This is a genomic window from Amycolatopsis sp. NPDC043885 (assembly GCF_056435685.1).
This window is the reverse complement of record NZ_JBWKEA010000014.1, coordinates 165,402-189,135: the sequence shown is the minus strand read 5'-3', so window position 1 is coordinate 189,135 and position 23,734 is coordinate 165,402. Positions and strand designations below refer to the sequence as shown.

Genomic DNA, 23,734 nt, shown 5'->3' with positions numbered 1-23,734 from the left:
GGGAGCGGGGGCCTTTTCCGTTCCGTCACGCGACCGTCAGCCGAGGACGTGCAGCTCCAGCGGTCGCATACTGTCCTCGCTCGGCACCACGGTGAGGCCCGCGGCGGTGAGGACCGCGGTGAGCGCCGCCCTCACCGCCGCGTGTGCCGCGTTCAGTTGCCGCGCCCTTGGGTGCTCGGTCTCCCCGGCCGTCAGGTGCCGGTAGACCTCCTCCTGCCAGGCGACGTTCATCAGCCAGTTCACGTAGACGCCGCCGGCTCCTTCGAAGAGGTCCACGTCGATCGCCGCGCCGCCCTCGTCGCTGAGGCCGGACAGGTCCGGTTCGGCGATCACCCGGAAGCCCGCCTCCCGCAGCACGGCCGCGGTCCGGCCGCCCAATGCGAGCAGCCGTTCCTGTTCGGCGGGGGAGACCCGTCGCGGCGACGTCATCCGGCACCCACGAGCACGCGTTCCTCCTTGGTCTCGGCGATCAGCGCGCCGGGGAAGTTGATGCCACGGTTCTTGTACGCCTTTCGCATGTAGCCCTGCAACATCTGCTTGTACGCCGAATTGAGCAGTTTGTCGTCGGTCCAGGCCACCGAGAAGGAAACCTTGAGATCGTCCCCCATTTCGGGCAACCAATCCCGGTCACAGTTCGGGCACGGCTCTCGTTCGGAGTACAGGGCCTTGATGTCCTTCGGGTTCTTCCCCTTGGCCCGCACCTTCTGGACGATGTCCCGCTCGGAGTGCCGGTCGTCGCCGTCGCTGTAACCGATCACGTAGTTCGGGTACTTGCCGTCGGGGTTGGTCCAGCCTTCCAGATAGGCGACCGCGATGTTGTGCCCGAGCCCGAAGCCGGACCCGACCCGCGCGTCCATCGCGATGGACGACATCCCGCCGCTGTCGTAGTCGACGAGTCCGCAGGTGAAGTCCGGCAAGTCCGCGGTTCTCGCCGCGGCCACCGGGACTTCGGAGAGCCGCTTGCACCATTTGCGGATGGTCTTGAAGACCGGCGTGACCTTCTCCACGACCTTGCGGAAGAGCGCGGATTTGCTCACGAACTTCTTGATGTTCTCGACGATCTTCACGACCGCCGAAGCCACCTTCGGCAGCTTCAGGAACACCGCGACCACCGACGCGACGTTGAGCACTGTCCAGATGCAGGCCTCGATGTTGCCGTCGCCGAAGCACCGTTCCGCGTCGCGCCAGCCGATGACCTCCAGCAGCACTTCGGCGCCGATCTCGACGAGGAATTCGAGGACCCCGCCGCCGTTCTGGGCCTTGTCCCTAGCCTGCCGGTATTCGTCCAGGAGCAGACGCCCGAAGTCGGACGTCGAGAGCATCGCGGCCTCTTCCGGCGTCAGGTCCGGGAGCTGCCCGGACGCCTCGGCCGCCTTGCGCCTTTCCTCCTCCTCTTCCTGACGTTGCCGTTCTTCGGCGCGGTCCGCGGCCTGCTGGGCCTCGGTCGCGCTCTGCCTGGCCCTCTCGGCCGCGGCGGCGGCGTTACGGGCGTGTTCTTCCGCGCGGTCGGCGGCGTCCCTGGCCTCGGCCGCCGACCTTTCGGCGTTCGTCGCCGCTTCCCTGGCCAGCCGCGCGTCGTTCTCGGCCCGGCTCGCGGCGTCACGGGCGGCCTGGGCCTCCCGCTCGGCGGCGGCCGCGCTCCGGCCCGCGATGGCCGCGTCGGCGTTCGCCTCGTTGGCGGCGGCCCTGGCGGTCTGCGCGTCGGCCCTGGCGGCCGCGTCGGACGCGTTGGCGCGCTCACCCGCCGCTCGGGCGAGTGCGCCTTCGCTCGCCGCGCGTGCCGCCGCTTCCTGTGCCTCGGCGGCGGAATTCGCCGCCGCCGCGGCCGACGACGCCGCGCGTGCGGCGGCCTCGAAGGCCGGTTTCACCGTGTCCGCCGCTTGCCTGGCGGCCTCCGCGGCGCGCTCGGCGGCCAACTGGGCCTCGCGGGCCCGGTCCCGGGCCGCCCTCGCCTGCTCGTCGCCGACGGCCCTGGCCTGGGCCGCGACCAGCATGACGAAGTCCGCGTCGATGTCCGTGCCCGCGTAGGGCGCGACGACGCGGATCGCGGTGTTCGCCGGATCGGTGATGGCCGCCGACGAAGAGCTCGCCGCCGTGGACGCCCGAAGTGCGACGGAGGCCTGCGTGGCCGCCGAAACCGACTCGTTGAAGGCCGCGTCGGCCTCGGCGCGGGTCCGTTCCGCCGCCATCAGGGACCGCATCGCCTCCTGGGAGGCCTGTTCGGCCAGCTGGACGGCCGAACGCGCGGCCTCGGCCGCCTTGGCCTCCTCCGCGGTCGCTTCGCTGGCTTTGACGTTGGCCTGGGTCGCGTGCTGGTGGGTTTCCGCCGCCGACGACTCGGCCTGACCCGCCGCCCTGTTCGCGGCCGAGGCGGCTGCCTTGGCCTCCTGTGCGGCCGCGCGCGCCCGGGCCGCGGCCCGGGTCGACTCGGTCGCCGCCTCCCGGGCGACCACGGCCGCCCCGGTCGCCAGGTTGGCCGCGTTCCGTGCCGCGGTGGCGGCCGACGCGGCCTGGCCCGCCTCCGCACGGGCCGCGTCGGCCGCCCTGCGCGCGTCGCCCTCGGCCGTCGTCCCGCGGGCCGCCGCCTCGGCCGCCGTGAGCGCGTCCGCCTTGGCCTGGGCCGTCTGCTTCCGCTGCTCGGCAGCGTAGGCGTTGTCACGGGCCGTCCGCGCGTTGCCTTCCTCGGTGACCGCCCGCTGTTCGGCGTCACTCGCGAGCCGCTCCTGGTGCTGCGCCCGCTGGTTGGCGTCCTCCGCGATCCCGGCCTGACGCTGGGCCTCGCCGCGTTGCCGCCGCGCTTCCGCCGCGGCCTGGTCGGCGCGCTGCCGGGCGTTGGCCGCGTTGACGCGTTCCGCCTCGGCGACCTGCCGGGCGCTCTTCGCCCGGTCTCGCTGACGCTGCGCCTCCTCCCGGTGCCCTCGGGTGCGATCCGCGGCGGCCCTGGCCGCCTCGGCCGCGGCTTCCGCCTGTTCGCGAGCGGACTTGGCGCGGACGGCGGCGTCCTTGGCCGCCGCGGCCTGCGCGGCGGCGGCATCGGCGACCGCCTTGGCCGCCTGCGCGTGCTGTTCGGCGTGCAGGCCCCACTGACGTGCCTGTTCCGCGTGCCGCTCCGCGCGCTCCTGGGCGTTGCGGGCCTGATCGGTCGCCTCGGTGGCGTCGATCGCGTGCTGCGCGGTCTCCGAAGCGTGCACGGCGCCCTGGGCGGCCGCGGCCATTCCCCGGGCCATGTCGCCCCACTGCGTGCCGTAGGGCAGGCCGGCGGCGATGAGTTCGGCCGCCTGGACGCCCGCCCGCTCGGCGGCACTGACGGCGTCGGTCGCCGCGGTCCGGGCGTTGGCCACCTGACGCGCGGCTTCGGCCTTGACGAGGGTGAACGAATCCGCCGGGTGGTTCCCCGCCGCGTCGTTGGCGTCGAGGATCTGCTTGGCCTTACGGGCTTCGTTGCCCGCCAGCACCATCGCGTTGGCCACCCGCTGCAGCGCCCGCAGCGCGTCTCCGTGTGCCACCACCAGCTGTCCGCGTGCGGTCATCGCCCTGGCGGACCGCCGGGCGAGATCGCTCAGCTGGTCGGCCGCGCGTTCGGCGGCTTCCTGGTCGCGGATCTGTTTCTCGCGATCTTCGGCGTCGCGTTTCGCGGCCGCCAGATAACCGGTGGCGAGGAATTCGGCGATCGCCGCGTCACCGGCGTCGAGCGCGGCCTGCGCCGCGGTCTTCACGTGGTGCCCGGCGACGCCGAGCAGGGCGGTGACCCGCGCGCGCAGCTGGTCGGCCCTGGCCTGCGTCCCGGCGGCCATCTGCGCGTCCCGTTCCTCCGCGATCTCCTTGCCATAGGCGAGGAACTGCTCGCGATCGGTGTCGGTGCCCGCCAGCACCCGCTGGACCTCGGCCCGGAAGATCGGGCCGCCGGTGCCCGTCATCGCCTGGATCGTGGCCCGGTTCTGTCTCGCCGTCTCGGTCACGCGTGCCGCGGCGCGGGCTCTGGCCGCGTCGAGACCGCGTTCGAGGAATTCCTCCAGCGCGGCGGCGGTGCCCGCGGCCAACGCGGCCGCGGCCGCCTCGCGGACTTCCGGCTCCTCCGCCAGTTCCGCGTGGTCGGCGACGATCTGACGGACGAAGGGTTCGCCCGCGAGCGGGGGGACACCCGCTTGCCCGTCCCAGTTGCGGTACGGGTCCTCCGGCATCGGCCGCGCGGGTGACGTCGGCGGCGGGGTGACCGGCGGTGGATCGTCGGCCGAGGCGGAACCGGGCTGGATCAGCCCGGCGAAAACGGTCAAAACCAAGAAGAGAACGAGCGCTCTCAGCGCGTGTTTCGTTCTGGACATCAGAAAACCCCCGGAAAATTCGATTCCTGGAAAGGGCGGGAGAAAAGGCGGCCTCGCCGATTCCCGGCGAGGCCACCGGCGTCACCTGCGGTACGCCCATGCTCCTTGCTGCGCGGTGTGGTCGATGTTCCCGAACTGGAACATGCTCCGGCGCTTGCCCGGTTCACCCGGGACGTCCATCTCGTCGGAGATCGGATAGCCGAGCCAGCTTCGTTCCCAGCCCATCTTTTCGTAGAGATCGCGGATGGCGCCGTAGATCAGCCGCGAATCGGTGTTGGGACTCCAATAGATGGAGCGGCCGCTTTCGAGATGGGTCGCCCGGCCGATCCCGTCCGGGAGGAAGAGATTGTCGACGACGGGCAGGTTGGCCGGGAGCTTGTGCCCGCCCATGGACCAGTACTTGGTCAGGATCGGGTACAGGATGTTCTTCGGCCCCTGCGTCGGGTTCCAGAAAGCCGCGCCGTTCTGGAACTTCCGCAGCCGTACTCCGTTTTCGATGTACTCCGGCGTGGTCGCCGGCCCGAAGTACTCACGCCACCAGTCCTCGTTGAGCAGGCGGAGGTCGATCTTCGTGGAGATGTTCGGGTTCGGGTCGACGGTCTTCCACGACGCGTCGGTCGCGAAATTGCCCGTGGTGTCGAAGTTGTTCTCGTTGCTCTGGCCGTGCGCGGCCCACAGCTCGCCCCAGAACTGCCGCAGGTACCGGCCGGGGTGCGCCTTCGACTGCAGGCTCACGTTGCCGGCACTGTTGTCCAGGCCCGGCCGCGCGCACCAGGTCGCGTTGAGTTTGAACCCGTCGGTGCCGTCGTTGCCCGCGAGCTGGACCCGCAGGTTCGCCCCGACCCGCAGGTAACTGCCGACCCGGGTGGCCGATTCGAGCGAGAAGCAGTTCGGGTCCGCCAGCCCGGTGACGACCTTCCAGCTGGCCTCGCCGAGCGGAGCGGTGACGGTGTTCGCCGGCTGCGTCCCCGGGGTCGCCCACGCGTCACCTCCACCGCTGCGCACGTGCCAGCCGCGGGTGTTCACGGTGACCCCCTGGAAGCCCTGGTCCAGCGGAACGTACTGGCCCTTGGCGAGGAAGTCCTTGACCTGGTCCCAGGTCCCGGTCGCCGCGACCGAAGCCGCCGCGGCCGAGAGCCGAGGACGCAGCCTGCTCGCGTCGGCCTTCGCCTTGATGTCCCGCACCTTCTGACGGTCGGCTTCCTCGCGCTCGCGCAGGATCCGGGCGTCGTCGCGGGCGCGGGCCTCGCCGATGCCGGTGGTGATGAACCGCGCCCAATCGGCCGCTCCGGCGATCAAGGCGGCGTTCGCCGCGTTCTTGATCTCGCGGTGCGCGGGATCGGCCAGCTCCGGGGTCTTCAGCAGTTCGCGGATGAAGTCGTCGTCGGTCATCACGAGCCAGCTCGCGACGGCGACGACCGGGATCTTGTGGCAGGCGTCCTTCTTGGCCGCGACGGCCTCGGCGCGGCGGCCTTCTTCCTCGCCCTTCTGTTTCTCCCGCTCGATGTAGTCGAGCTGGTCCTGGTGATGCAGCTCCCGGATCTTGTTCTCGATGAAGTCCTTCCAGACCGCCGCGTCGCCACCGAAGGCATCGAGGGCGCCGAGCTTGAGCTTGGTGCCGGCCGGGGCCCGTTGGTAGACCTTGTAGACGAAGTTCTGGTCGTTGTCGTTGAGGATGACGTCGTCGTAAGGGAGTTCGGCGTCGATCAGCACCTCCCGCCGGATGCGGACGGTCTCGTTCCACGCGTCCTGGCGGCGCTGCCGTTCGATCCGGTCCCGCGCGGCGAAGTCGAAGACCCCGGTGCGGATGAACGCCGTCGCGTCCGGCGCCGTGGGCGTCTGCACCATGATCCGGTAGACGCGGTACGACTCCTCCCTGGTGAGCGGGAAGTCGGTGCCGTTGATCCGGTCGTAGACCTTGAAGACGAAGTTCATGTCGGTGGCGTTGCGCCATTCGGCCGTCGCGTCGCCGACCTCGATTTCGTGGACCGCCCTGACCTTTTCCAGTTCGGTCGCGGCGGGGAGTTCGGCCGCCGCCGCGTCCGGGCTCTCCAGCGGTGCCTCGGGTGAGGGCGGTGGCGGTGCGGCGCTCGCGCCGGCCGGGGCGAGCAGTCCGGTCAGCGCGGTGGCGACGGTCAGGATCGCGAGGGTTCGGGTAAGTCTTCCGGTGTTCCCCAGTGTTCTTCGCATTTCGGAATACCTTCGTCGAGGTGAAAGAAGACCGGCCGGGGATCGGGATCGCCCGATCCCCGGCCGGATTCGGGCTGGACTCAGCCGATGGGGACGACGACGCGGCGAAGCACCTTCATTTCGCCGTCGGCCGCGTTCCAGGTGATGTACCAGCCGTTCTGGAAATCACTGCGGCGCCCGCCCGGGATGTCGTACTCGTCGCTGGTCGGGAAACCGAGCTGACCGGTCTCCGCGCCGAGCGAGTCCCATTTGCCGCGGATGGCGCCCATCACGAGCTTGGCCCCGGTCGCCGGGGTCCAGTAGATCGCGACGCCTTGCTGCAGCGAGATCTTCGCCGAACCGTTCCCGGTCACCTGATGGGTCAGCGGCAGCAGCCATTTGTGCCCGCCCATCGCCAGGTACCGCGCGTGGACCTCGCCGGTGACGAACCTGGACCCGATGTCGGGACCCCAGTAGACGCGGCCGTTCTGGAAGTCCCGGTAGCGGACGCCGGCGTCGTGGACCTCGGCGGCCTTCGGGTTCCCGGCCAGGGCGCGCAGCTGGTCGTCGTTGTACCAGCCGAGCATCAGCGGGGTCGAGACCTCGGGGTTGGGGGCGACGACCTTCCAGCCCGAGTCCTCGTTGAACAGCCGGTCGGTGTCGAACCAGTTGCCGCCGCCGAGCTGGGCGACCCACAGCTGCGCGTCGATGTGCCGCAGGACCCGGCCCGGCTGCGCCTTCGACTCCAGCGCGATGCCCCAGCCGGTGCGCTTCGGGCACCAGGTCGCGTCCCGTTTGAACGCGTCCGTGCCGTCGTTGCCGTGCAGTTTGACCCGGAAGTCCTGCTGCCGCAGGTAGTTCCCGGTGCGATCGACGGATTCGAAGGAGTAGCAGAGCGGGTCGGCGAGCCCGTTCGCGACCTTCCACGTCGCGTACGGCAGCGGTTTGGTGCCGTCGGTGCCCGCCTGCCCGGGCGTGATCCAGGCGTCGCCACCGCCGCCGTGCACGTACCAGCCCCGCACCCCGGGCGTCACGGTCTGGAGGGACTGGTTCAGCACCTGGTACTGGCCCTCGCGCAGGAACGCGACGACGTCGGCGCGCGAACCGGTGAGCGCGGTGTCGGCGGCCGCGACCAGCCGGGGCCGGACACCGCCGTTCTCCGCCCTGGTCTTGATCTCGCGGACGACGCGGCGGTTCGCCTCGTCCTCCTCGCGCTCACGGCGTGCCTTGCCGCGGTCGGCCGCCTCCTTGAGGCCGGTGTTGACGAACGTCCGCCACACGGCCGGGTCGATGCTGCGCGAAGCGAGATCGGCGGCGTCCTTGATCTCGACGTTCGCCGGGATCGCGAGCTCGGGCAGGCGCAGCAGCTCACGGATGAAGACGTCGTCGGGGGCCTGCAGCCAGACGGTCTGGAAGGTGGCGGGGATGGCGGCCACCGCCGAACGCCGCTTGAGTTCCCGCTCGACCCGCTGGGCCTCTTCCTCACCCTGCTGACGCGCCTTTTCGATGGCCGCGAGGTCGTCCTGCTCGGCGAGTTCGAGGACGGTGACCTCGATGAAGGTCTTCCACGCGGCGGCGTCACCCTGGTACGCGGTGGCGGCGCCCGCCTTGACCTTGCTGCCGGTGGCGGCCCGGCTGAAGACCTGGAACACGAAGTTGCGGTCGGTCAGGTCGAGCATCGCCGGGTCCGGGGCGATGTGCGCGTTCTCCATCGCCTTCATCCGCGTGGTGACGCGATGCTGCTTTTCGGCGTCGCGCAGCACCTGTTCGTCCTGGTCGCGCTGGACGAATTCGTGGACGCCGGTGCGGATGAACACCGAGGCGTCGGGCACGGTGAGCCCGTAGACCCGGGAGGCCTCGGCCTTGGTGCGGGGGAACGTGTCGATGCTGATCTTGTCGTAGATCCGGAAGACGAAGTTCTTGTCGGACAGCCGGAGCCAGTCGTCGGTCGGTTCCCCGACCTGGATGGCGTTGACGGCGTCGACCTTCTCCCGTTGCGTGGCGGCGGGAATGACCGTAGAGCCGACATCGGGTTCGGCCGTCGGGATCGCCGGCGGCACGGCCTGCCCTGGCGGTGGTTCGACCGCGTGGGCGGGAGAGCCCAGCAGTCCGGAAAAAGCGGCGGCGACGGCGGCCACCGCCAGGCCACGGCTCAACCGTGACGTGGACATAGTCGTTCTTCGCATACCCTAGTCACCTTTTCTCGAGTGAGACGGTCGTGATCAGCTCGGGTTCTTGATCCGCTGTTCGCCTTCGAGTGCCTGCCGCAGCAGCGATTCCCAGTACGCGGCCTGGTCGACGGCCATCGAGCGGTTGTTCTCCCAATCGGCCTCGGTCGTCTTCGCCGGGTCGATGATCGCGTTCCAGTTCGGGTTCTGCGCCTGCTGGGCCGCGAGCAGGATGGCGCGCCACGTTTCGGCCTGCTGCCGCGAGAAATCGCGCGCCTCCTCCCATTTGGACTGCGCGGGCGAGGCCTGCGTGCCGACGGTCCGCCAGGCCACCGCGGCCTTGTCCCTTGCTTCCTTGCCGGCTTCGCCCTCGGTCTCCCTGGCGGCCTTCTCCGCGGCTTCCGCGTCGGTGATCAGCCTTGCGATGGTGTGCAGCCACTGCTGGTTCTGGTCGAGCACCCGCTCACGGAACGACTCGATGTCCAGCCGTGCCGCGTGCGCCCAGCCCCAGGCGAAGAAGTCGGTCAGATCGTCGTCGGTCGACCCCGTCCGCACGGCGTAGGAGGCGGCGAACCGCACCTGCGCCCCGGGGTCGTTCTGCGCCAGCATCCGGATGTAGCGGCGATCCTCTTCGACCAGCGCCCGTTTCTGCTCACCGAGGTCGGCGCGGAACTTCAGGTCGCGGGCCTTGGCGGCCTCGTAGCCGCCGCCGTGGCAGAACTCTTCCCGTTTCGACGGCGTCTGGGTCAGGTAGTACGAGGCAGCTTTGTGGACCTCCGGCGAATACTGCCTGGTATGCGTTTCCAGCAGCCTGTTCAGGAAATCGATGTTGCGTTTGTCGAGGTTCTGCGCCCTTTCCTTCGCGAAGACGAGCCCGCCATCGGGAAGCCGCAGGAACTCGATGGCCGCCGCGTCCGGATCCTCGCTCAGCAGCGCCACCCACGCGTCGGTCTTCACCGTCGCGTACACGCCGTATTTCGCGTGGTACAGCACTTCCCTCCGGGCGACCTCACCCGGCGTCGAGGCCGCGACCGAGACGACGCCCGGCACGGCCGCGACCGCCACCGGGACGGAGACCGTCCCGGTGAACAGGACGGCCGCGCACAAGGCACAGGACAGCATTCGTTGATACACGGAAGCCCCCAATAACTTCGGTGCAGAATGGATATTCGGTTGTGTGTGGAATGGTCAGCGGCGATAGGCGAGCGTTTGCCCGGTCGCCGGATAGTGGACGATCCAGCCGCCCTGGAAGTCGCTGCGCCTGCCGTTGTCGATGGCGTACTCGTCACTGGTCGGGTAGCCGAGATAGCCCGTCCCGCCGCCTTCGGCGATCCACTTGTCCTGGATGGCGCCGTAGACGAGTTTCGGTTCGATCGACCTGTCGCCCCGGTAGAGGCTCGCCCCGTTCCGGAACTTCACGCGTTGCGCGCCGTCGGGGAGGGTCTCCTGGTCGGCCTCCGGGAACGAGAACTGGAGACTGCCGAAGGCGACGTACCTCGCGACGAACGGCGAGCCCATCCACCTCGTGGCCGCACCGAGCCGATCGTGGTAGTACATCCGGCCCTTTTCGAAGTCGCGGTACCGGAACCCGTTGCCGTCATAGCCTTCGAACACCTCGGGGGCGACGGGAGCGCCCACCGCCGAGGCGGCCGCGGCGTCGTTGTACCACCGGAGCATGAGGACCGTGGTGACCTCGGGATCCGGTTCCCGTGCCGTCCACGCGGTGTCGTCCATGAAGGACGGGCCGCCGTCGAAGGCGTTGGGCCCGGTCCGTGCCGCCACCCAGAGCTTGTTCTGGAAATGGCGGAGGAACCGGCCCGGCTGGGCCTTCGATTCCAGCGCGACGTGAGCCGAGACGGGTTTCGGGCACCAGGTCGCGTCGAGTTTGAACTGGTCCGTGCCGTCATGACCCTGCACCTTCACCGCGAGGTTCTGCTGCCGGAGGTAGGTGCCCACCTGACGGGTGGATTCCAGCGAGTAGCAGCCCGCGTCGGCCAGTCCGGTCACCACCCGCCAGTTCGCCGCGGGGAACGGCCTGGTCCCCGTCGGCCGGTTCGGGTTGTCCCCGGTGCTGATGGTCCCGTCGCCGACGACGTTGCCGGTCACGTAGAAGCCACGCCGCCCTTGGCCGGTGGCCATGAGCGACTGTGCCAGCGGCAGGAACTGCCCGTCCCGCAGGAACGCGGTGACTTCGGCGGGCGTGCCCCGCAGTGCCGCGTCGGCGGCTTGGACCAGCCGCGGCCGCAGCCGGGAGGTCTCGGCCTTCGCCCTGATGTCCCGTACCTTCTGGCGATCGGCCTCGTCGCGCGCGGCCTGGTCACGGGCGTTGTCCCGTTTGACCGCGTCGTGGACGCCGCGGTCGATGTACGCCCGCCACACGAGCCTGTCGCTGCTCTGCAGCGCGGCCAGCGCCGCGGCCCTGACCTCCGCGTGGACCGGATCGGCGAGCTGGACGGTCTTGAGCAGCTCGCGGATGAAGTCGTCGTCGGTGACGCCGAGCCACGCCGGGTTCAGCGTGATCGGGACGGCGTTGACCGCGTTGGTCCGCGCGAAGTCGGACTCCAGCTTCTTCGCGGCTTCTTCGTCCCGCTCGCGTTCGCGGGCGATGGCGTCGAGCTGATCCTGTGTGTGCAGGTCGTAGACCGCGGTGGTGATGAACGTCTTCCAGCCGGCTTCGTCCCCGCCCCAGGCTTCGAGCGCGCCGTTCTTCACCTTCGGACCGGCGGCGCGCTTCCAGACCTGATAGACGAAGTTCTGGTCGGTACCGTCGAGCATCGCGGCGTCCGCGGTGATCCCGACCCAGCGCGCCGCGTCCTCCCTGGCCTTCCTGGCCAGCGCGAGCGCGCGGTCACGCCTGATCTTCTCGTCGTGGTCGCGTTCGACGAATTCGTGGATCCCGGTGCGGATGAACGCCGACGCGTCGGCGACTTCTAGTTTGTAGACGCGGTACGCCTCGGTCCTGGTCAGCGGGTACTGCGCCGGGTCGGCCCGGTCGTACACGCGGAACACGAACGCCTTGTCGTCCAGTGAGGTCCAGTCGGCGGTGATCTCCTCACCGATGGCCGTGACGGCCCTGGCCTTTTCGAGAAGGCCGGCGGGCGGGACCTCCGACGCGGTGGCGCCGGTCGCACCTTCGGCGGCCGTCGGTGACACGATCGCGAGGTTTGCGGACAGGAAAACGGCAGCGGCCATCGCCGCGATCCCCAACGGGATCGATCTTCGATACATTTTCGGTTATCCCCAGTTTCCGAGATTCCCCCAGTGAAATCCCGGTCGAGGTTCACCTAACCGCTGATGTCCGATTCGCGCAAGATCCGCTTGGACGAGTCAGGAAATCACTCTTGTGGCGAGTGTCCGGACAGGAATTCTCAGGCGCCTTCGACGCCGATGTCGAACGCGGACTCGCTGTCGGCCTTCGAGTACGAGCGGAACGCGATATGCGTGACCGTGTTCAGCACGCCGGGGACCTTGCCGATCTTCGCCGGGATCAGATCCGCGAGGTCTTCGTGGGCCGCGACGCGGACCGAAGCGATCAGGTCGACGTCGCCCGCGCAGGAGTAGACCTCGCGGACGCCCTCGATGTCCGCGATCGCCTGTGCCGCCTCGGGGATGGCATCGGCCTCGACCTGGACCAGCACGATCGCGGTGATCACTACAGCGCCTCCTACGTCAATGAATCCGGTGCCGGAATCCTAGCCCGCCACCCGTTCCAGTGCCGTCGCGCTCGCCGCCAGGTCGAGCCACTCCTGCCAGCCGCCCGCGGCGGCGGGCTCCGCCCACGGATGCGTCGTGCGCACGAGCCGGACACCCGGGCGGGTCAGCCAGCGCAGGAGGATGCCGATCTCCTCGGGGATCGCGCCGAAGAGCGGGCCGGGTCCCGGGATCACCGTCTCCGCCGAGGCCACGAGCATCTCGACGACCGGCATCGGCGGCACCCCGCGCCGCGCGACACCCGCCGACGCGAGCCTGCCGTGCCGGATCACCGCCAGTTCCCAGCCGCCGTTCCCGTCCGGCCCGGCGGCGATCAGCTCCGGGATGCCCGCCAGCGCCGACTGCCGGTGCGCGCGGCCGACCGCGCGGATCAGCCCGGCCAGGTGATCGCGATGCTGGGCGGCCTGTTCGTAGTGTTCCGCCGCGGACAGCCGGGCCAGGTGATCGGCGGCGGCCCGCAGCGGACGTCCGTCCGTCCCGGCGATGAGCCCGGACACCGCCAGCACACTCGGCCGGTACGCCTCGACCGTCTGTTTGCCGGCGCACGGCGCCCCGCAGCGCCCGAGCTCGGCGAGGACACAAGGCGTCCCGTTCGGCGCGGTGGCCGAGATGCGCTGGGTGCACGTCCGCAGGCCCGAGGCACCGGCGAGGGTGTCCGCGGCGGTCCGGGCGTCGATCTGGGTGCGAAAGGGCCCCAGCATCCCGTCTCGCGGCATGCGGACCACCGACAGGCGGGGGAACGCCTCCTCGGTCAGCGCGACCCACCACGCGTGCCGTGGGTTCTTGGAACGGCGGTTGTACATCGGGCGGTGGGCGGCGATCAGCCGCAGCTCCCGGACGGCGGCCTCCAGCGCGTGCGCGCATTCCACCGCGTCGACCCGTTCGGCCAGCGCGACCATCTCCCGGATCCGGCCGCGGCTCTCCGAACCGGTGAAGTACTGCCGGACCCGGCGGCGCAGATCGGACGACGTCCCGACGTAGAGGACCTCGTCGCTCGGGCCGCGGAACAGGTAGACGCCGGGCCTCGATGGCAGATGCTCGGCCAGCGAGCGTTTGCGGCGCTGGGCGGCGGTCACCTCGGGCAGGTAGTCCAGCAGTTCCTCGAGAGTGTGGACGCCGAGGTTGCCCACCCGTTCCAGCAGGGCGTGCAGGACGTCGACGGTGGCGCGCGCGTCCGCGAGCGCGCGGTGGTTGGGCGTCGTGCGCGCGCCGAACAACGCGGCCAGCGCGGAAAGCCGGTAGCTGGGCGTCTCGTCGCGGGAGATGACCCGGCGGGCGAGCCGGACCGTGCAGACGACGGCCGTCTTCGGCCAGTGGTAGCCGTGGCCTTCGCAGGCCGCGCGCATGAAGCCGGTGTCGAAGGCGGCGTTGTGCGCGACGAGCACGGCACCGGAGATGAACTCGAGGAACGCGGGCAGCACGCGCTCGATGCGGGGAGCGTCGTAGACCATCGCGCCGGTGATGCCGGTGAGCTCGACGATCTGCGGCGGGATCGGCATCCCCGGATTGACGAAGGTGGCGAATTCGCCGACGACCTCGCCGGCGCGGATCTTGACCGCCCCGATCTCGGTGATCCCGTCCGGACCGGGTTTCGTCCCCGTGGTCTCCAGGTCGAATACGACGAAAGTGATGTCCCGCAAGGGAGTTCCCAGCTCGTCGAAGGCGAGTTGCGCCGCGCCGGGCCGCCGTCCGGTGTCCATGGTCGGGCACAGTAGGGGCGGGCACCGACAATCCCGGGGTGTCCCATCGAGCGCGCCCCGAGGGTATGGGGCCTACGCTGGAGCGATGCAACCGCAGCCCGCAGTGCCCGAATCGCCCGAGGACGCCATCGGCGGCCTCTCGGGTGTCGTGGCGTCCGCGGGCGCGCAGGAGCCGTCCGAAGAGGTGCCCGCCGAAGGCTGGACGTCCTTGCCGGAGACCGTACGCGAGCGGATCGCCGAGCTGGCGGCCGCCGCCGTCGGCAAGCTGCCGGTCGCCGACGTGCCGAGGCAACTGCGCCCGGTCGCGAAGTTCGCCCCGGCGAAACGCGCGAAACTCGGCGGGACGGCGTTGCTCGCCGCGTTGGGGGAGTCGTCGCAGTTCCGGGTCGCGGTCACCGAATGGCTGCGCGACCACCGCAAGGACGCCCTCGACCCGAACGCCCCCGATTCCGTCGCCGCCGCGGCCGCCGCCGTGCTCCTCGGCGAGGCCGGCGCGGCCGGACGGGTCCGGCTGGTGGCGAAGAACGCCGAGGAGACGGCGTTGCGCGCCGAACGCGACGCCGCGCTGGCCCGCAACCAGCGGCTGGAGACCGAACTGGCCCAGCTGCGCGAAGAGTTGCGCGAGGCCAAGGAAATCGCCAGTGGTGCGCGGGGAGAACGCGACGCCGAGGTCGAGAAGCTGCTGAAGCGTTTGCGGGAACAAGGTGTCCAGCTGCGCCAGGCGAAGGACGCCGTCGCCGAGGCTCACGCTCGGATGGAGAGCGGAGGCGCTGAGAGCGCGGAGGAGATCAAGGCGCTGAAGGCCCAGCTGGACCGTGAGAGGCAGCGTGTCGCGGCGGAGCGGGCGCGGGCCGAGAAGGCCGTCACGGACGCCGAGATCGCCCGGCAGTCCGCCCGCGAGGCGCGTCAGGCCGACGAGGTCAGGCTCGGGCTGCTGCTGGACACGATCGAAGGCGCGGTCGGCGGGCTGCGCCGGGAACTTTCGGTGAGCGCGCGGGGGCAGCGACCGGCGGACATGGTCCGCGGCGCGACGTCGGGTATCGGGGCGGGCGGCAAGATCCAGGACGTCACCGGGCTCGACCGGCATCTCGCGCTGCCCAACGTGCACCTGATCGTCGACGGCTACAACGTCACGAAGACCGGATATCCGGAGCTGGCGCTGTCCGACCAGCGCGACCGGCTGATCCACCAGCTCTCCGCGCTCGCCGCGCGGACTTCGGCCGAGGTCACCGTGGTGTTCGACGGCGCCGGTGTGCTCTCCGTGCCCGCGGCGGTGCCGCGAGGGGTGCGGGTGCTGTTCTCCGAACGCGGTGTCCTCGCGGACGACGTCATCCGGTCCCTGGTCGCGGCGGAGCCGCCCGGGCGGCCGATGGTGGTCGCGAGCACGGACCGGGCGGTGGCGGACTCGGTGCGGCGCAAGGGCGCGCACCCGGTGCCTTCCGCGGTGCTGGTGTCGCGGCTCAGCCGAGTGTGAGGTGTGATCGCCACTTGAGCGATCGCGCGTCGAGTGGGCGTTGGGGCGCGTCTCGTGAGTGGTAATGACGGTTAGAGCCAACGGTGTCTTGCGTACCTACCGGAGGTGGCTGCCGGTCGGTCGCGGGTCCGTGAAGGCCTCCTTCCCTACGCTCAAGGTAGGGAAGGAGGCCTTCACGGACCCCAGAACGCCGGCAACGGCACGTTAAGGCTGGCCCAGGTCCCCTCGTGAGTGGTAAGGACGGTTAGAACCGTCCTTACCACTCACGAGCAGGTCGGGCAGGTGACGCGTTCGGCCGTCGGTCGCCACCCCTCCCGCATGAGGACCATCCGCACCTCGGCCGCGACCTGGCACGGCGAATTCCGGACGTCCTGCCAGCCGTAGACCAGGCGTGCCCGGCCGGCGAGTTCGGCCGCGTTGTCCCGCCGACGGTCCCGGAACGCGACGGCGGCCATCGCGTGGGTGGCTCGCCCGTCCAGACGGACGGTCAGCGCCGCGCCTCGCGAGTCGTAGGTGACGTCCTCCCACAACGTCTTTCCGTCGACTTCGACCGCTGTCTGCCGGTCCCCCGGCGGCAGGCCGTGTCTTTCCTCGACCTGCTCCTTGAACTCCACTTCGAGTGCTGACATGAGACCTCCGGCCACCAGTTCGAGACCTCGCTGGATCTCGGCGCGGAAGCGGAAAGGCGGACGCATCGAGACGCAGTCCCGCATCGCGGAGACCGGGACTTTGCTCCGGCTGACAAGGTCGACGACGACGTTCACCGCGTCTCGTGCGTTGGCCTGGGAGGCCGCCAGATCGACGATCGTGTCCGTGGGTTTGGTACGCGGCGGCCATGCCTCGGCGGCGGAGTACGGGAGCGCTCGCGACCGGTGCACTTTCACCAGTGAAGGCTGGGAAATCGCGGAACTGGAATAGGGCACGGTGATCTCGATCGGCCCCTCCTGGACCGGCAGGAGGCGCCATTCCTCAGCCGCGGTGCGATGGCTCAGCACCGCGTGCCCGCCTCCGTAGCGGAGCGCGGCATGAATCCTGGCCGACCTCAGGAGAAGGCCTGTGAAAGTCGCGTAGACCCGCGGCAGAACACGCTGCCAGCGCCCTGCCTGCAAGTTCGCGACGATGTCGGCCTTGCTGTGTCCATAGGCCAGAAGCTGGGCCCTGGTCACGATGCCGTGCTGTTCCTGCAGGAGGACCGGCCAGCTCGGTCGTTGTTCGGCCGGGATGGCTTCTTCCGACCAGCGTTTGTGTAGGGGCACACGTCCACGGTGGCTGGGGAGGGAGGCCGAAAAGGAGGTACGGGCGAAAGTTGTGGATGGTGGGAGAGGTTGTGGACAACTCGGGCCTCGTGAGTGGTAAAGACGGTTCTAACCGTCTTTACCACTCACGAGGCCCGAAACTGTCGGTGGTCGCTCTTAATGTGCACCTCACCACTGAAAGTGAGGAGTCCGAGATGCATGACAAGGCCATCGCCGACATAGCGGACATAGAGACGCTCGTCATCGATTGCGACCGGTGCGCGGTCCGCGGTGACGCATGTCATGACTGTGTCGTCAGCGTCCTCCTCGGCGCGCCGCCGGCGCTCGAATGGGACGCCGACGAACGGAAAGCGGTCGACGCGCTCGCGGAGGCGGGGATGATCCCGCGCCTCCGGATGGTCGCGATCGTGGAGCAGGAGCGCCGGAAGTCGGCCTGAGACACGCCACTACCGGGACATTCGACGAGTGGTCGATCCGATCGGGTGAACGGTAGGTAGTCGCGACAGGTCCCAGGATGTAACGCCCGTCACATCTTTCCGCTCATGCTGGTCCGAAGGTGTTTCGGCGCATCACGGAGAGTTTTTGCGCCCGCCATGGTGGACGTCGTGCCCGCGGTTTCGTAACCTGTCCGAGATCTCGTGGCCGGAAGTCGTCGCCAGACGACGACACGGGATCGCCACCGAGGCAGCTTTGTCGGGGAGTTGCAGCAGAACCAGCCGTGCGTCAAACCTGTTGCGATAGCTCTCGGCCAGGCGCAAGGCGGGAACGCGGGGAACCGCGCGGGCCTCACGGCCGGCGTCGCGGCTCCGCGGAAGAGGGCCCCCGACCTCTTCGTTCCGGGTTCCGAGTCGGTGGCCGACAGCAAAGGAGACACGCGCGACCGTGCAGTCGCATCCAGTGAAGCGCGTGGTGTCAGGAGCTTTGGCCGCGGCCGCGGTGATCACCGCGGTGACCGTCGTCCAGGCCCCCGCCACTGCCGCCCCAGGCCCCGCCCTCCAACAACCCCCGTCCGGCTCGGACGCGCTCGCCAAGTACCGCGACCTCGCGGCACAGGCGGAGAAGGCGAACGAAGACCTCCTCAAGGCGAAGGACGACCTCGCCGCGAAGCAGAGCGAGCTCGACAAGGCGACCGCCGACGCCGCCGCCGCCAAGGAACTCGGCGTCAAGGCGGCCGGTGACGAGAAGACGTTCCAGGCCGAGGTGAACCGGTTCGCCGGTGCGTCCTTCACCAGCGGTGTGCAGCTGAACAAGCTGTCGTCGCTGCTGTCGGGCGCCTCGACCCAGGACTTCCTGGAGCGCTCCTCGGCGCTCGAGGTCCTCGCCGCGAACAAGAACACCGCCCTGAACAACCTGAGCGGTGCCGTCGCCCAGGCCGCGGCCGCGGCCAAGCAGGCGGCGGACGCGCAGAACGCGGCCACCGCCGCCCGTGACACGGCCGCCAAGCTGACCACGGACATCGAGGCGCGGCAGAAGACGCTGAACGACCAGCTCGCGGAGATCCAGCGGGCCAGCAACAACCTCAGCGCTTCGGACCGCAACGCCCAGAAGGACAAGGGCGGCGCGTTCCCCAACGTGCCCGCTCCGGGTCCCGCCGCGGCGACCGCCCTCTCGGCCGCGAAGAGCAAGCTCGGCAGCCCGTACGGCTGGGGCGACACCGGCCCGTCGTCCTTCGACTGCTCCGGCCTGATGCTCTGGGCGTACAAGCAGGCTGGGCTCACCCTTCCGCGGTCCAGCCGCCAGCAGTCGACCTTCGGCGCCGCGGTGCAGCGTTCGCAGCTCCAGCCGGGCGACCTGGTGTTCTACAACTCGCCGGTTTCGCACGTCGGCATGTACGTCGGCAACGGCATGATGGTGCACGCGCCGACCACCGGTGACGTCGTCAAGGTGTCGCCGCTGCAGAACAACTACGTCGGCGCCCGTCGCCCGACGGCCTGACGAACGACCGAAAACGGGGCGGTACCGCGCAGGCGGTGCCGCCCCTTTCGCGTGCCAGGGGCCAAGTAGCCTGCAGGGGTGCTGAGGACCCTGCTGGTGACCAACGACTTCCCGCCCCGGCCAGGCGGTATCCAGAACTACCTGAACTCGCTGGCCACCCGCCTGCCCGCGGACGACCTGGTCGTCTACGCGCCGTCCTGGGAATCGAGCACCGGCTCGCACGGTGAGTTCGACGCCGCCGCCCCCTTCGAGGTGGTGCGCCATCCGACGTCACTGATGCTGCCGACCCCGGACGTCCTCAAACGGGCCAAGGAGATCATGCGTGCCCGCGACTGCGAGGCCGTCTGGTTCGGCGCCGCGGCGCCGCTGGCGCTGCTGGGGCATCCGCTGCGGTCGGCGGGCGCCCGCCGGGTGCTGGCGTCGACGCACGGCCACGAGGTCGGCTGGTCGATGCTGCCGGGCTCCCGGCAGGCGTTGCGGCGGATCGGCGACACCGTCGACGTGATCACCTACGTCAGCAAGTACACGCGCTCCCGGTTCTCGGCCGCCTTCGGCCCGATGGCGGGGCTGGAGATGCTCCCGTGCGGTGTCGACACCGCGCTCTACCGCCCGGATCCGGCCGCGGGCAAGGAGATCCGCGAGCGGCACGGGCTCGGCGACCGTCCGACGATCGTATGCGTTTCGCGGCTGGTCCCGCGCAAGGGCCAGGACATGCTGATCAAGATCCTGCCCGAACTCCGCAAACGGATCCCGGACGTGGCGCTGCTGCTCGTCGGCGGCGGCCCGTACCGCAAGACGCTCACCGGGCTCGTCGAGGCGCTGGGCGTCGAAGACAGCGTCGTCATCACCGGCTCGGTGCCGTGGAAGGAGCTGCCCGCGCACTACAACGCGGGTGACGTCTTCGCGATGCCGGCGCGGACGCGCGGGAAGGGGCTCGACGTCGAAGGCCTGGGCATCGTGTACCTGGAGGCCTCGGCGACCGGGCTGCCGGTCGTCGCCGGGAATTCCGGTGGCGCGCCGGAAACGGTGCTTGACGAGGTCACAGGGCACGTGGTCGACGGGCGTGACGGGCAGCAGCTGCGGGAGACGCTGGCCGCGTTGCTGGCGGATCCGGTGCGGGCGCGGCGGATGGGTGCCGCGGGCCGCGAATGGGTCGGCGAGAACTGGCGCTGGGACACCATGGCGGGCAGGCTTTCCGGGCTGCTCGACGGCGACCCCGTCGCGGCGGTGCGCTGAGGAGTCAAGGTTCGTAGCGCGCCGGATGCTTCGGATCGTCGACGCGGATCACCACGTCGGACAACGCTGACGGGCCGACTTCCCGTTCGTAGCGTTCGTAGGCGGGGAGCGCCCATTCCTCGGGCACCCGCCGCTTGAGTGCCGCGGGCGAGAGCCACAGGTGCACGCTCAGGTCGAAAGGGAGCCCGGCGCCGAAGAGAAACTCACCGTCCAGCAGGACGACGCCGCCCTCGGGCAGTGTGACGCGTTCGGCACGCGTGGCACGATCACGGACCGGGTCCCACAGCGACGGGAGAACCAGGCCGCTGCCGTCTTCGGCGAGCGGGTCCAGCACCTCGCGACGCAGGGCGCCGAGGTCGAGCCAGTCGCTGTAGCGAGAATCCGGGTCCTCCTTGCCGCGTTCGAAGCGCAGCGAGGCCGGCCTGAGGAAGTCGTTCGCCGAGACCCGCAACGCCGCGTGACCGGCGATCCGCAGGGGATCGACCAGGGCGTCGGCGAGTTCTGTGGTGTTGGTCGCACCGGCCGCGCCGTCGATCGCGACCGCGATCCGGCGGCGGCCCGTGATCGCCGTGATGCGCTGGGTCAATTCGGAGACCAGCAGAGTGGGAGAAATCGGACGGTAGCGCACAGACAGAGATCCTCCACCCGGACCGGTGACTGTCGCACGGTACACCCGATGGGATGATGGCCCGGTGGCAAAAGCAACGGCCAAAACAGCCGGAAGTGGTTGGCAGGTAGGCGTTTCCCAGACGGTGCCGTTCACCAGCACCCAGGTCTGGGACTTCCTGGTCGGACGCGAGGGCGTGGGGATCTGGCTCGGCCCGGGCGCCGAGCTCGGCACCGAGCTGGGCGCGGCGTACGAGACGGCGAACGGGACGACCGGCGAGATCCGCGGCCGGTCCGAGGGCGACAAGCTCCGGCTGACCTGGCGACCGAAGGACTGGGACCACGACTCGACCCTGCAGATCACGGTGAGCGGCACCGAGCAGAAGACCACGCTCCGGTTCCACCAGGAATGGCTCGCGGGCGCCGACGAGCGCGAGGAACAGCGGGCATACTGGACGGAAGTGACCGAGCGAGTGGTGGCCGCGCTGGCCGAACGCTGACCCGCGCGCCGGGGAGGCGTACCGATGGGGGCAGCCGAAAGCGTGCGGAACCTGGCCGACGATCTCGTCCAGGAACCACACCGGGTCTCCGAGCTGTTGCGAGCGGAAGGCCCGGCCCGCAAGGTGCGGATGCCGCGCGGTCTGGACGTCTGGATCGTCACCGGATACGCCGAGGCCCGCGCGCTCCTTTCGGATTCCCGCGTGGGCAAGGATCCGGCGGCCATCCGGCGGCTCTTCGACCGGGACGGCTTCGAATCCGCGGCCGACAACGCCGTACGCGCGCTCGGCGGGCACATGCTCAACTCGGACCCGCCGGACCACACCCGGCTGCGCAAACTGGTCAACCAGGCCTTCACTTCGCGTACCGTTTCCCGGCTGCGGCCCAGGATCGAGCAGATCACCGCGGAACTGCTGGACGGCATCGACGACGCGGAGCGTGCCGACCTGCTTCCCGCTTTCGCGGTTCCGCTGCCGATCCGGGTGATCTGCGAGTTGCTCGGCGTCCACGCGGGCGACCAGCCGGCGTTCGCGACGTGGTCGAACACGATGGTCGCCTGGTCGAAGCCGGAGGAGCTCCAAGCCGCGGCGGCGAAGATGCACGCGTATCTCGTCGACCTCATCGAGGAGAAGCGCGCCGAACCCGCCGATGACCTGCTTTCGGGCCTGATCCACGCCAGCGACGAAGGCGATTCGCTCTCCGCGGAGGAATTGCTGGCCATGGCGTTCCTGCTGCTGGTGGCGGGGTTCGAGACGACGGTCAACCTGATCGCGAACAGCGTTTTCGCGCTGCTGCGCGAGCCGGACCAGCTGGCCGCGCTACGTGCCGATCCCGCCCTGCTGCCCGGCGCGGTCGAGGAGTTCCTGCGCTACGACGGCGCGATCCACCTGGCGACCATCCGGTTCACCCGTGAACCCGTCCCGGTCGGTGACGTCGAGATCCCGGCGGGTGAATTCGTGCTCGTCTCCCTGCTCGGCGCGAACCGTGACGCCGGGCGGTTCGAAGACCCGCACCGGCTGGACGTCACGCGGTCGGCGACGGGGCATCTCGCGTTCGGACACGGTATCCATTACTGCGTCGGTGCCCCGCTGGCCCGGTTGGAGGCCGAGATCGCGTTGCGCGGGCTGCTGGACCGGTTCCCGGCGCTGAGCCTGGACGCCGAGCCGGAAACCTTGCGGTGGCGGGAAAGCACCCTCGTCCACGGGCTGGAAATCCTCCCTGTGCACCTGCGCTGAGGAGAGGGTGTCGTAGGGTCGCCGGATGGACGCCGCCGAACTCCTCGCGCTCGACGCGGAACACGTCTGGCACCCGTACGGACCGATGCCGAGCACGATCGATTCCCTGCTCGTGCGGGAGGCGAGCGGGGTCCGGCTCACCCTCGACGACGGCCGTGAACTGGTCGACGGCATGTCGTCCTGGTGGGCGGCGATCCACGGCTACCGGAACCCGGTGCTGGACGCGGCGCTGGCCGAGCAGGCGGGCCGGATGAGCCACGTGATGTTCGGCGGGCTCACCCACGAACCGGCGATCAGGCTGGCGAAGACGCTGGTCGACCTCGCACCGGAGGGCTTGCGGCACGTCTTCCTGTGCGACTCGGGGTCGGTGTCGGTCGAGGTCGCCGTCAAGATGTGCCTGCAGTACTGGCAGTCGGTGGGGCGCAAGGAAAAGCGGCGCCTGATGACCTGGCGCGGCGGTTACCACGGCGACACGTTCACGCCGATGAGCGTCTGCGATCCCGAGGGCGGGATGCACTCGCTGTGGCGCGGGATCCTGCCGGACCAGCTGTTCCTGCCCAAACCGCCCGGCGGTTTCGCCGACGAGCCGGATCCGGTGTACCTCGAACTGCTCGCGACCGAGATCGGGCGGCACGCGGGCGAGCTGGCCGCGGTCATCGTCGAGCCGGTCGTGCAGGGCGCCGGCGGGATGCGGTTCCACCCGCCCGCGTACCTGCGCGCGCTGCGCGAGATCACCGAGGCCAACGACGTCCTGCTCGTCTTCGACGAGATCGCCACCGGTTTCGGCCGCACCGGCACGATGTTCGCCGCCGAGCACGCCGGCGTCACGCCGGACGTCCTGTGCCTCGGCAAGGCGCTGACCGGTGGTTACCTCACGATGGCGGCGGCGTTGTGCACGCCGGAGATCGCCGACGGGATCTCGCGCGGTGAGCTGCCGGTGCTGGCGCACGGCCCGACGTTCATGGCGAACCCGTTGTCCTCGGCCGTCGCCAACGCCTCGCTGGGGATCCTGGCCGAAGGCGGCTGGAAGTCCGACGTCCCGCGGATCGAGGCGGCGCTGAAGGCCGGGCTCGAACCGGCTCGCGAGCTGCCCGCGGTCGCCGACGTGCGAGTGCTCGGCGCCATCGGCGTGGTGGAGCTGGACCATCCCGTGGACATGGCGGTGGCGACCGAGATCCTCACCGCGAACGGGGTCTGGCTGCGCCCGTTCCGGAACCTGATCTACACGATGCCGCCTTACATCTCCGAGGCGGACGACCTCGCCGCGATCACCTCCGCAATGGTCTCCGCCGCACAAAAAGCGTAAAACGGCGAAATTCAACCCAAAGAGTGTGACTGCGGCCACAGCAAACCGGAGAGGCCACGCTGGGTACAGAGCGTGGTCGCGAGTTGATCTTGGTCAAGCGAACGGGCGAGTCCGATCG

General features: G+C 69.9%; 17 protein-coding genes. 7 read left to right on the top strand and 10 right to left on the bottom strand.

Annotated features, from left to right (window positions below):
- Window positions 1-36 precede the first annotated feature (36 nt).
- The 8 genes from AC069I_RS32075 to AC069I_RS32040 all read right to left on the bottom strand — a co-directional run bounded on the left by AC069I_RS32075 (window position 37) and on the right by AC069I_RS32040 (window position 14,070).
- Entirely contained in the window at window positions 37-429 is a 393-nt protein-coding gene (locus AC069I_RS32075; protein ID WP_478267088.1) for a hypothetical protein, read from the bottom strand.
- Window positions 426-4,322, bottom strand: coding sequence for a nucleic acid/nucleotide deaminase domain-containing protein (locus AC069I_RS32070; RefSeq protein WP_478227248.1), 3,897 nt, complete (start codon window positions 4,320-4,322; stop codon window positions 426-428). Before AC069I_RS32070 ends, AC069I_RS32075 begins: the two co-directional genes overlap by 4 nt.
- 81 nt (window positions 4,323-4,403) lie before the next feature.
- Window positions 4,404-6,512, bottom strand: coding sequence for an AbfB domain-containing protein (locus AC069I_RS32065; protein ID WP_478267087.1), 2,109 nt, complete (start codon window positions 6,510-6,512; stop codon window positions 4,404-4,406).
- A gap of 80 nt (window positions 6,513-6,592) precedes the next feature.
- The gene (locus tag AC069I_RS32060; RefSeq protein ID WP_478267086.1) at window positions 6,593-8,677 is read right to left on the bottom strand and encodes an AbfB domain-containing protein; all 2,085 of its coding nucleotides are present in this window, start codon (window positions 8,675-8,677) and stop codon (window positions 6,593-6,595) included.
- 36 nt (window positions 8,678-8,713) lie between these two features.
- Entirely contained in the window at window positions 8,714-9,793 is a 1,080-nt protein-coding gene (locus AC069I_RS32055; RefSeq protein ID WP_478267085.1) for a hypothetical protein, read from the bottom strand.
- 54 nt (window positions 9,794-9,847) lie between these two features.
- Window positions 9,848-11,887, bottom strand: a complete 2,040-nt coding sequence (locus AC069I_RS32050) for an AbfB domain-containing protein (RefSeq protein WP_478267084.1) — start codon at window positions 11,885-11,887, stop codon at window positions 9,848-9,850.
- 140 nt (window positions 11,888-12,027) lie between these two features.
- Entirely contained in the window at window positions 12,028-12,312 is a 285-nt protein-coding gene (locus AC069I_RS32045; protein WP_340687499.1) for an Lrp/AsnC family transcriptional regulator, read from the bottom strand.
- A gap of 39 nt (window positions 12,313-12,351) precedes the next feature.
- Window positions 12,352-14,070, bottom strand: coding sequence for a DEDD exonuclease domain-containing protein (locus AC069I_RS32040; RefSeq protein WP_478227243.1), 1,719 nt, complete (start codon window positions 14,068-14,070; stop codon window positions 12,352-12,354).
- A gap of 85 nt (window positions 14,071-14,155) precedes the next feature.
- On the opposite strand from AC069I_RS32040, the gene AC069I_RS32035 reads away from it, so the two are divergent.
- A complete protein-coding gene (locus AC069I_RS32035; protein ID WP_478227242.1) occupies window positions 14,156-15,544 on the top strand; it encodes an NYN domain-containing protein in 1,389 nt (462 codons plus the stop codon).
- 263 nt (window positions 15,545-15,807) lie between these two features.
- Here AC069I_RS32035 and AC069I_RS32030 read toward each other — a convergent pair whose 3' ends face one another.
- Window positions 15,808-16,800 carry a hypothetical protein gene (locus tag AC069I_RS32030; RefSeq protein WP_478227241.1) on the bottom strand — a complete coding sequence of 331 codons (993 nt, stop codon included), beginning with the start codon at window positions 16,798-16,800 and terminating at the stop codon, window positions 15,808-15,810.
- Between the two features lie 194 nt (window positions 16,801-16,994).
- Here AC069I_RS32030 and AC069I_RS32025 point away from each other — a divergent pair, with 194 nt between their 5' ends.
- The 3 genes from AC069I_RS32025 to AC069I_RS32015 all read left to right on the top strand — a co-directional run bounded on the left by AC069I_RS32025 (window position 16,995) and on the right by AC069I_RS32015 (window position 19,971).
- Window positions 16,995-17,237 carry a hypothetical protein gene (locus tag AC069I_RS32025; RefSeq protein WP_340687502.1) on the top strand — a complete coding sequence of 81 codons (243 nt, stop codon included), beginning with the start codon at window positions 16,995-16,997 and terminating at the stop codon, window positions 17,235-17,237.
- Window positions 17,238-17,682: 445 nt separating this feature from the next.
- A complete protein-coding gene (locus AC069I_RS32020; protein ID WP_478227240.1) occupies window positions 17,683-18,735 on the top strand; it encodes a C40 family peptidase in 1,053 nt (350 codons plus the stop codon).
- A gap of 78 nt (window positions 18,736-18,813) precedes the next feature.
- A complete protein-coding gene (locus AC069I_RS32015) occupies window positions 18,814-19,971 on the top strand; it encodes a glycosyltransferase family 4 protein (RefSeq protein ID WP_478234700.1) in 1,158 nt (385 codons plus the stop codon).
- Window positions 19,972-19,975: 4 nt separating this feature from the next.
- Here AC069I_RS32015 and AC069I_RS32010 read toward each other — a convergent pair whose 3' ends face one another.
- Window positions 19,976-20,599, bottom strand: coding sequence for a nucleoside/nucleotide kinase family protein (locus AC069I_RS32010; protein ID WP_478267083.1), 624 nt, complete (start codon window positions 20,597-20,599; stop codon window positions 19,976-19,978).
- A 124-nt stretch (window positions 20,600-20,723) separates the two neighbouring features.
- Between AC069I_RS32010 and AC069I_RS32005 the strand changes: the two genes are divergently transcribed.
- Genes AC069I_RS32005 through AC069I_RS31995 form a run of 3 tightly spaced genes read left to right on the top strand, consistent with a single transcriptional unit; the run spans window position 20,724 to window position 23,616 of the window.
- A complete protein-coding gene (locus AC069I_RS32005) occupies window positions 20,724-21,077 on the top strand; it encodes an SRPBCC domain-containing protein (protein ID WP_478227237.1) in 354 nt (117 codons plus the stop codon).
- A gap of 24 nt (window positions 21,078-21,101) precedes the next feature.
- The gene (locus AC069I_RS32000) at window positions 21,102-22,310 is read left to right on the top strand and encodes a cytochrome P450 family protein (protein ID WP_478267082.1); all 1,209 of its coding nucleotides are present in this window, start codon (window positions 21,102-21,104) and stop codon (window positions 22,308-22,310) included.
- Between the two features lie 25 nt (window positions 22,311-22,335).
- Window positions 22,336-23,616: an adenosylmethionine--8-amino-7-oxononanoate transaminase gene (locus tag AC069I_RS31995; protein WP_478267081.1), complete on the top strand. Its 1,281-nt coding sequence runs from the start codon at window positions 22,336-22,338 to the stop codon at window positions 23,614-23,616.
- Window positions 23,617-23,734 lie beyond the last annotated feature (118 nt).

Coding starts and splice junctions, on each gene's coding strand:
- AC069I_RS32075 (WP_478267088.1), bottom strand. CDS start 429: ATGACGTCGCCGCGACGGGTCTCCCCCGCCGAACAGGAACGGCTGCTC.
- AC069I_RS32070 (WP_478227248.1), bottom strand. CDS start 4,322: ATGTCCAGAACGAAACACGCGCTGAGAGCGCTCGTTCTCTTCTTGGTT.
- AC069I_RS32065 (WP_478267087.1), bottom strand. CDS start 6,512: ATGCGAAGAACACTGGGGAACACCGGAAGACTTACCCGAACCCTCGCG.
- AC069I_RS32060 (WP_478267086.1), bottom strand. CDS start 8,677: ATGCGAAGAACGACTATGTCCACGTCACGGTTGAGCCGTGGCCTGGCG.
- AC069I_RS32050 (WP_478267084.1), bottom strand. CDS start 11,887: ATGTATCGAAGATCGATCCCGTTGGGGATCGCGGCGATGGCCGCTGCC.
- AC069I_RS32040 (WP_478227243.1), bottom strand. CDS start 14,070: ATGGACACCGGACGGCGGCCCGGCGCGGCGCAACTCGCCTTCGACGAG.
- AC069I_RS32035 (WP_478227242.1), top strand. CDS start 14,156: ATGCAACCGCAGCCCGCAGTGCCCGAATCGCCCGAGGACGCCATCGGC.
- AC069I_RS32025 (WP_340687502.1), top strand. CDS start 16,995: ATGCATGACAAGGCCATCGCCGACATAGCGGACATAGAGACGCTCGTC.
- AC069I_RS32000 (WP_478267082.1), top strand. CDS start 21,102: ATGGGGGCAGCCGAAAGCGTGCGGAACCTGGCCGACGATCTCGTCCAG.
- AC069I_RS31995 (WP_478267081.1), top strand. CDS start 22,336: ATGGACGCCGCCGAACTCCTCGCGCTCGACGCGGAACACGTCTGGCAC.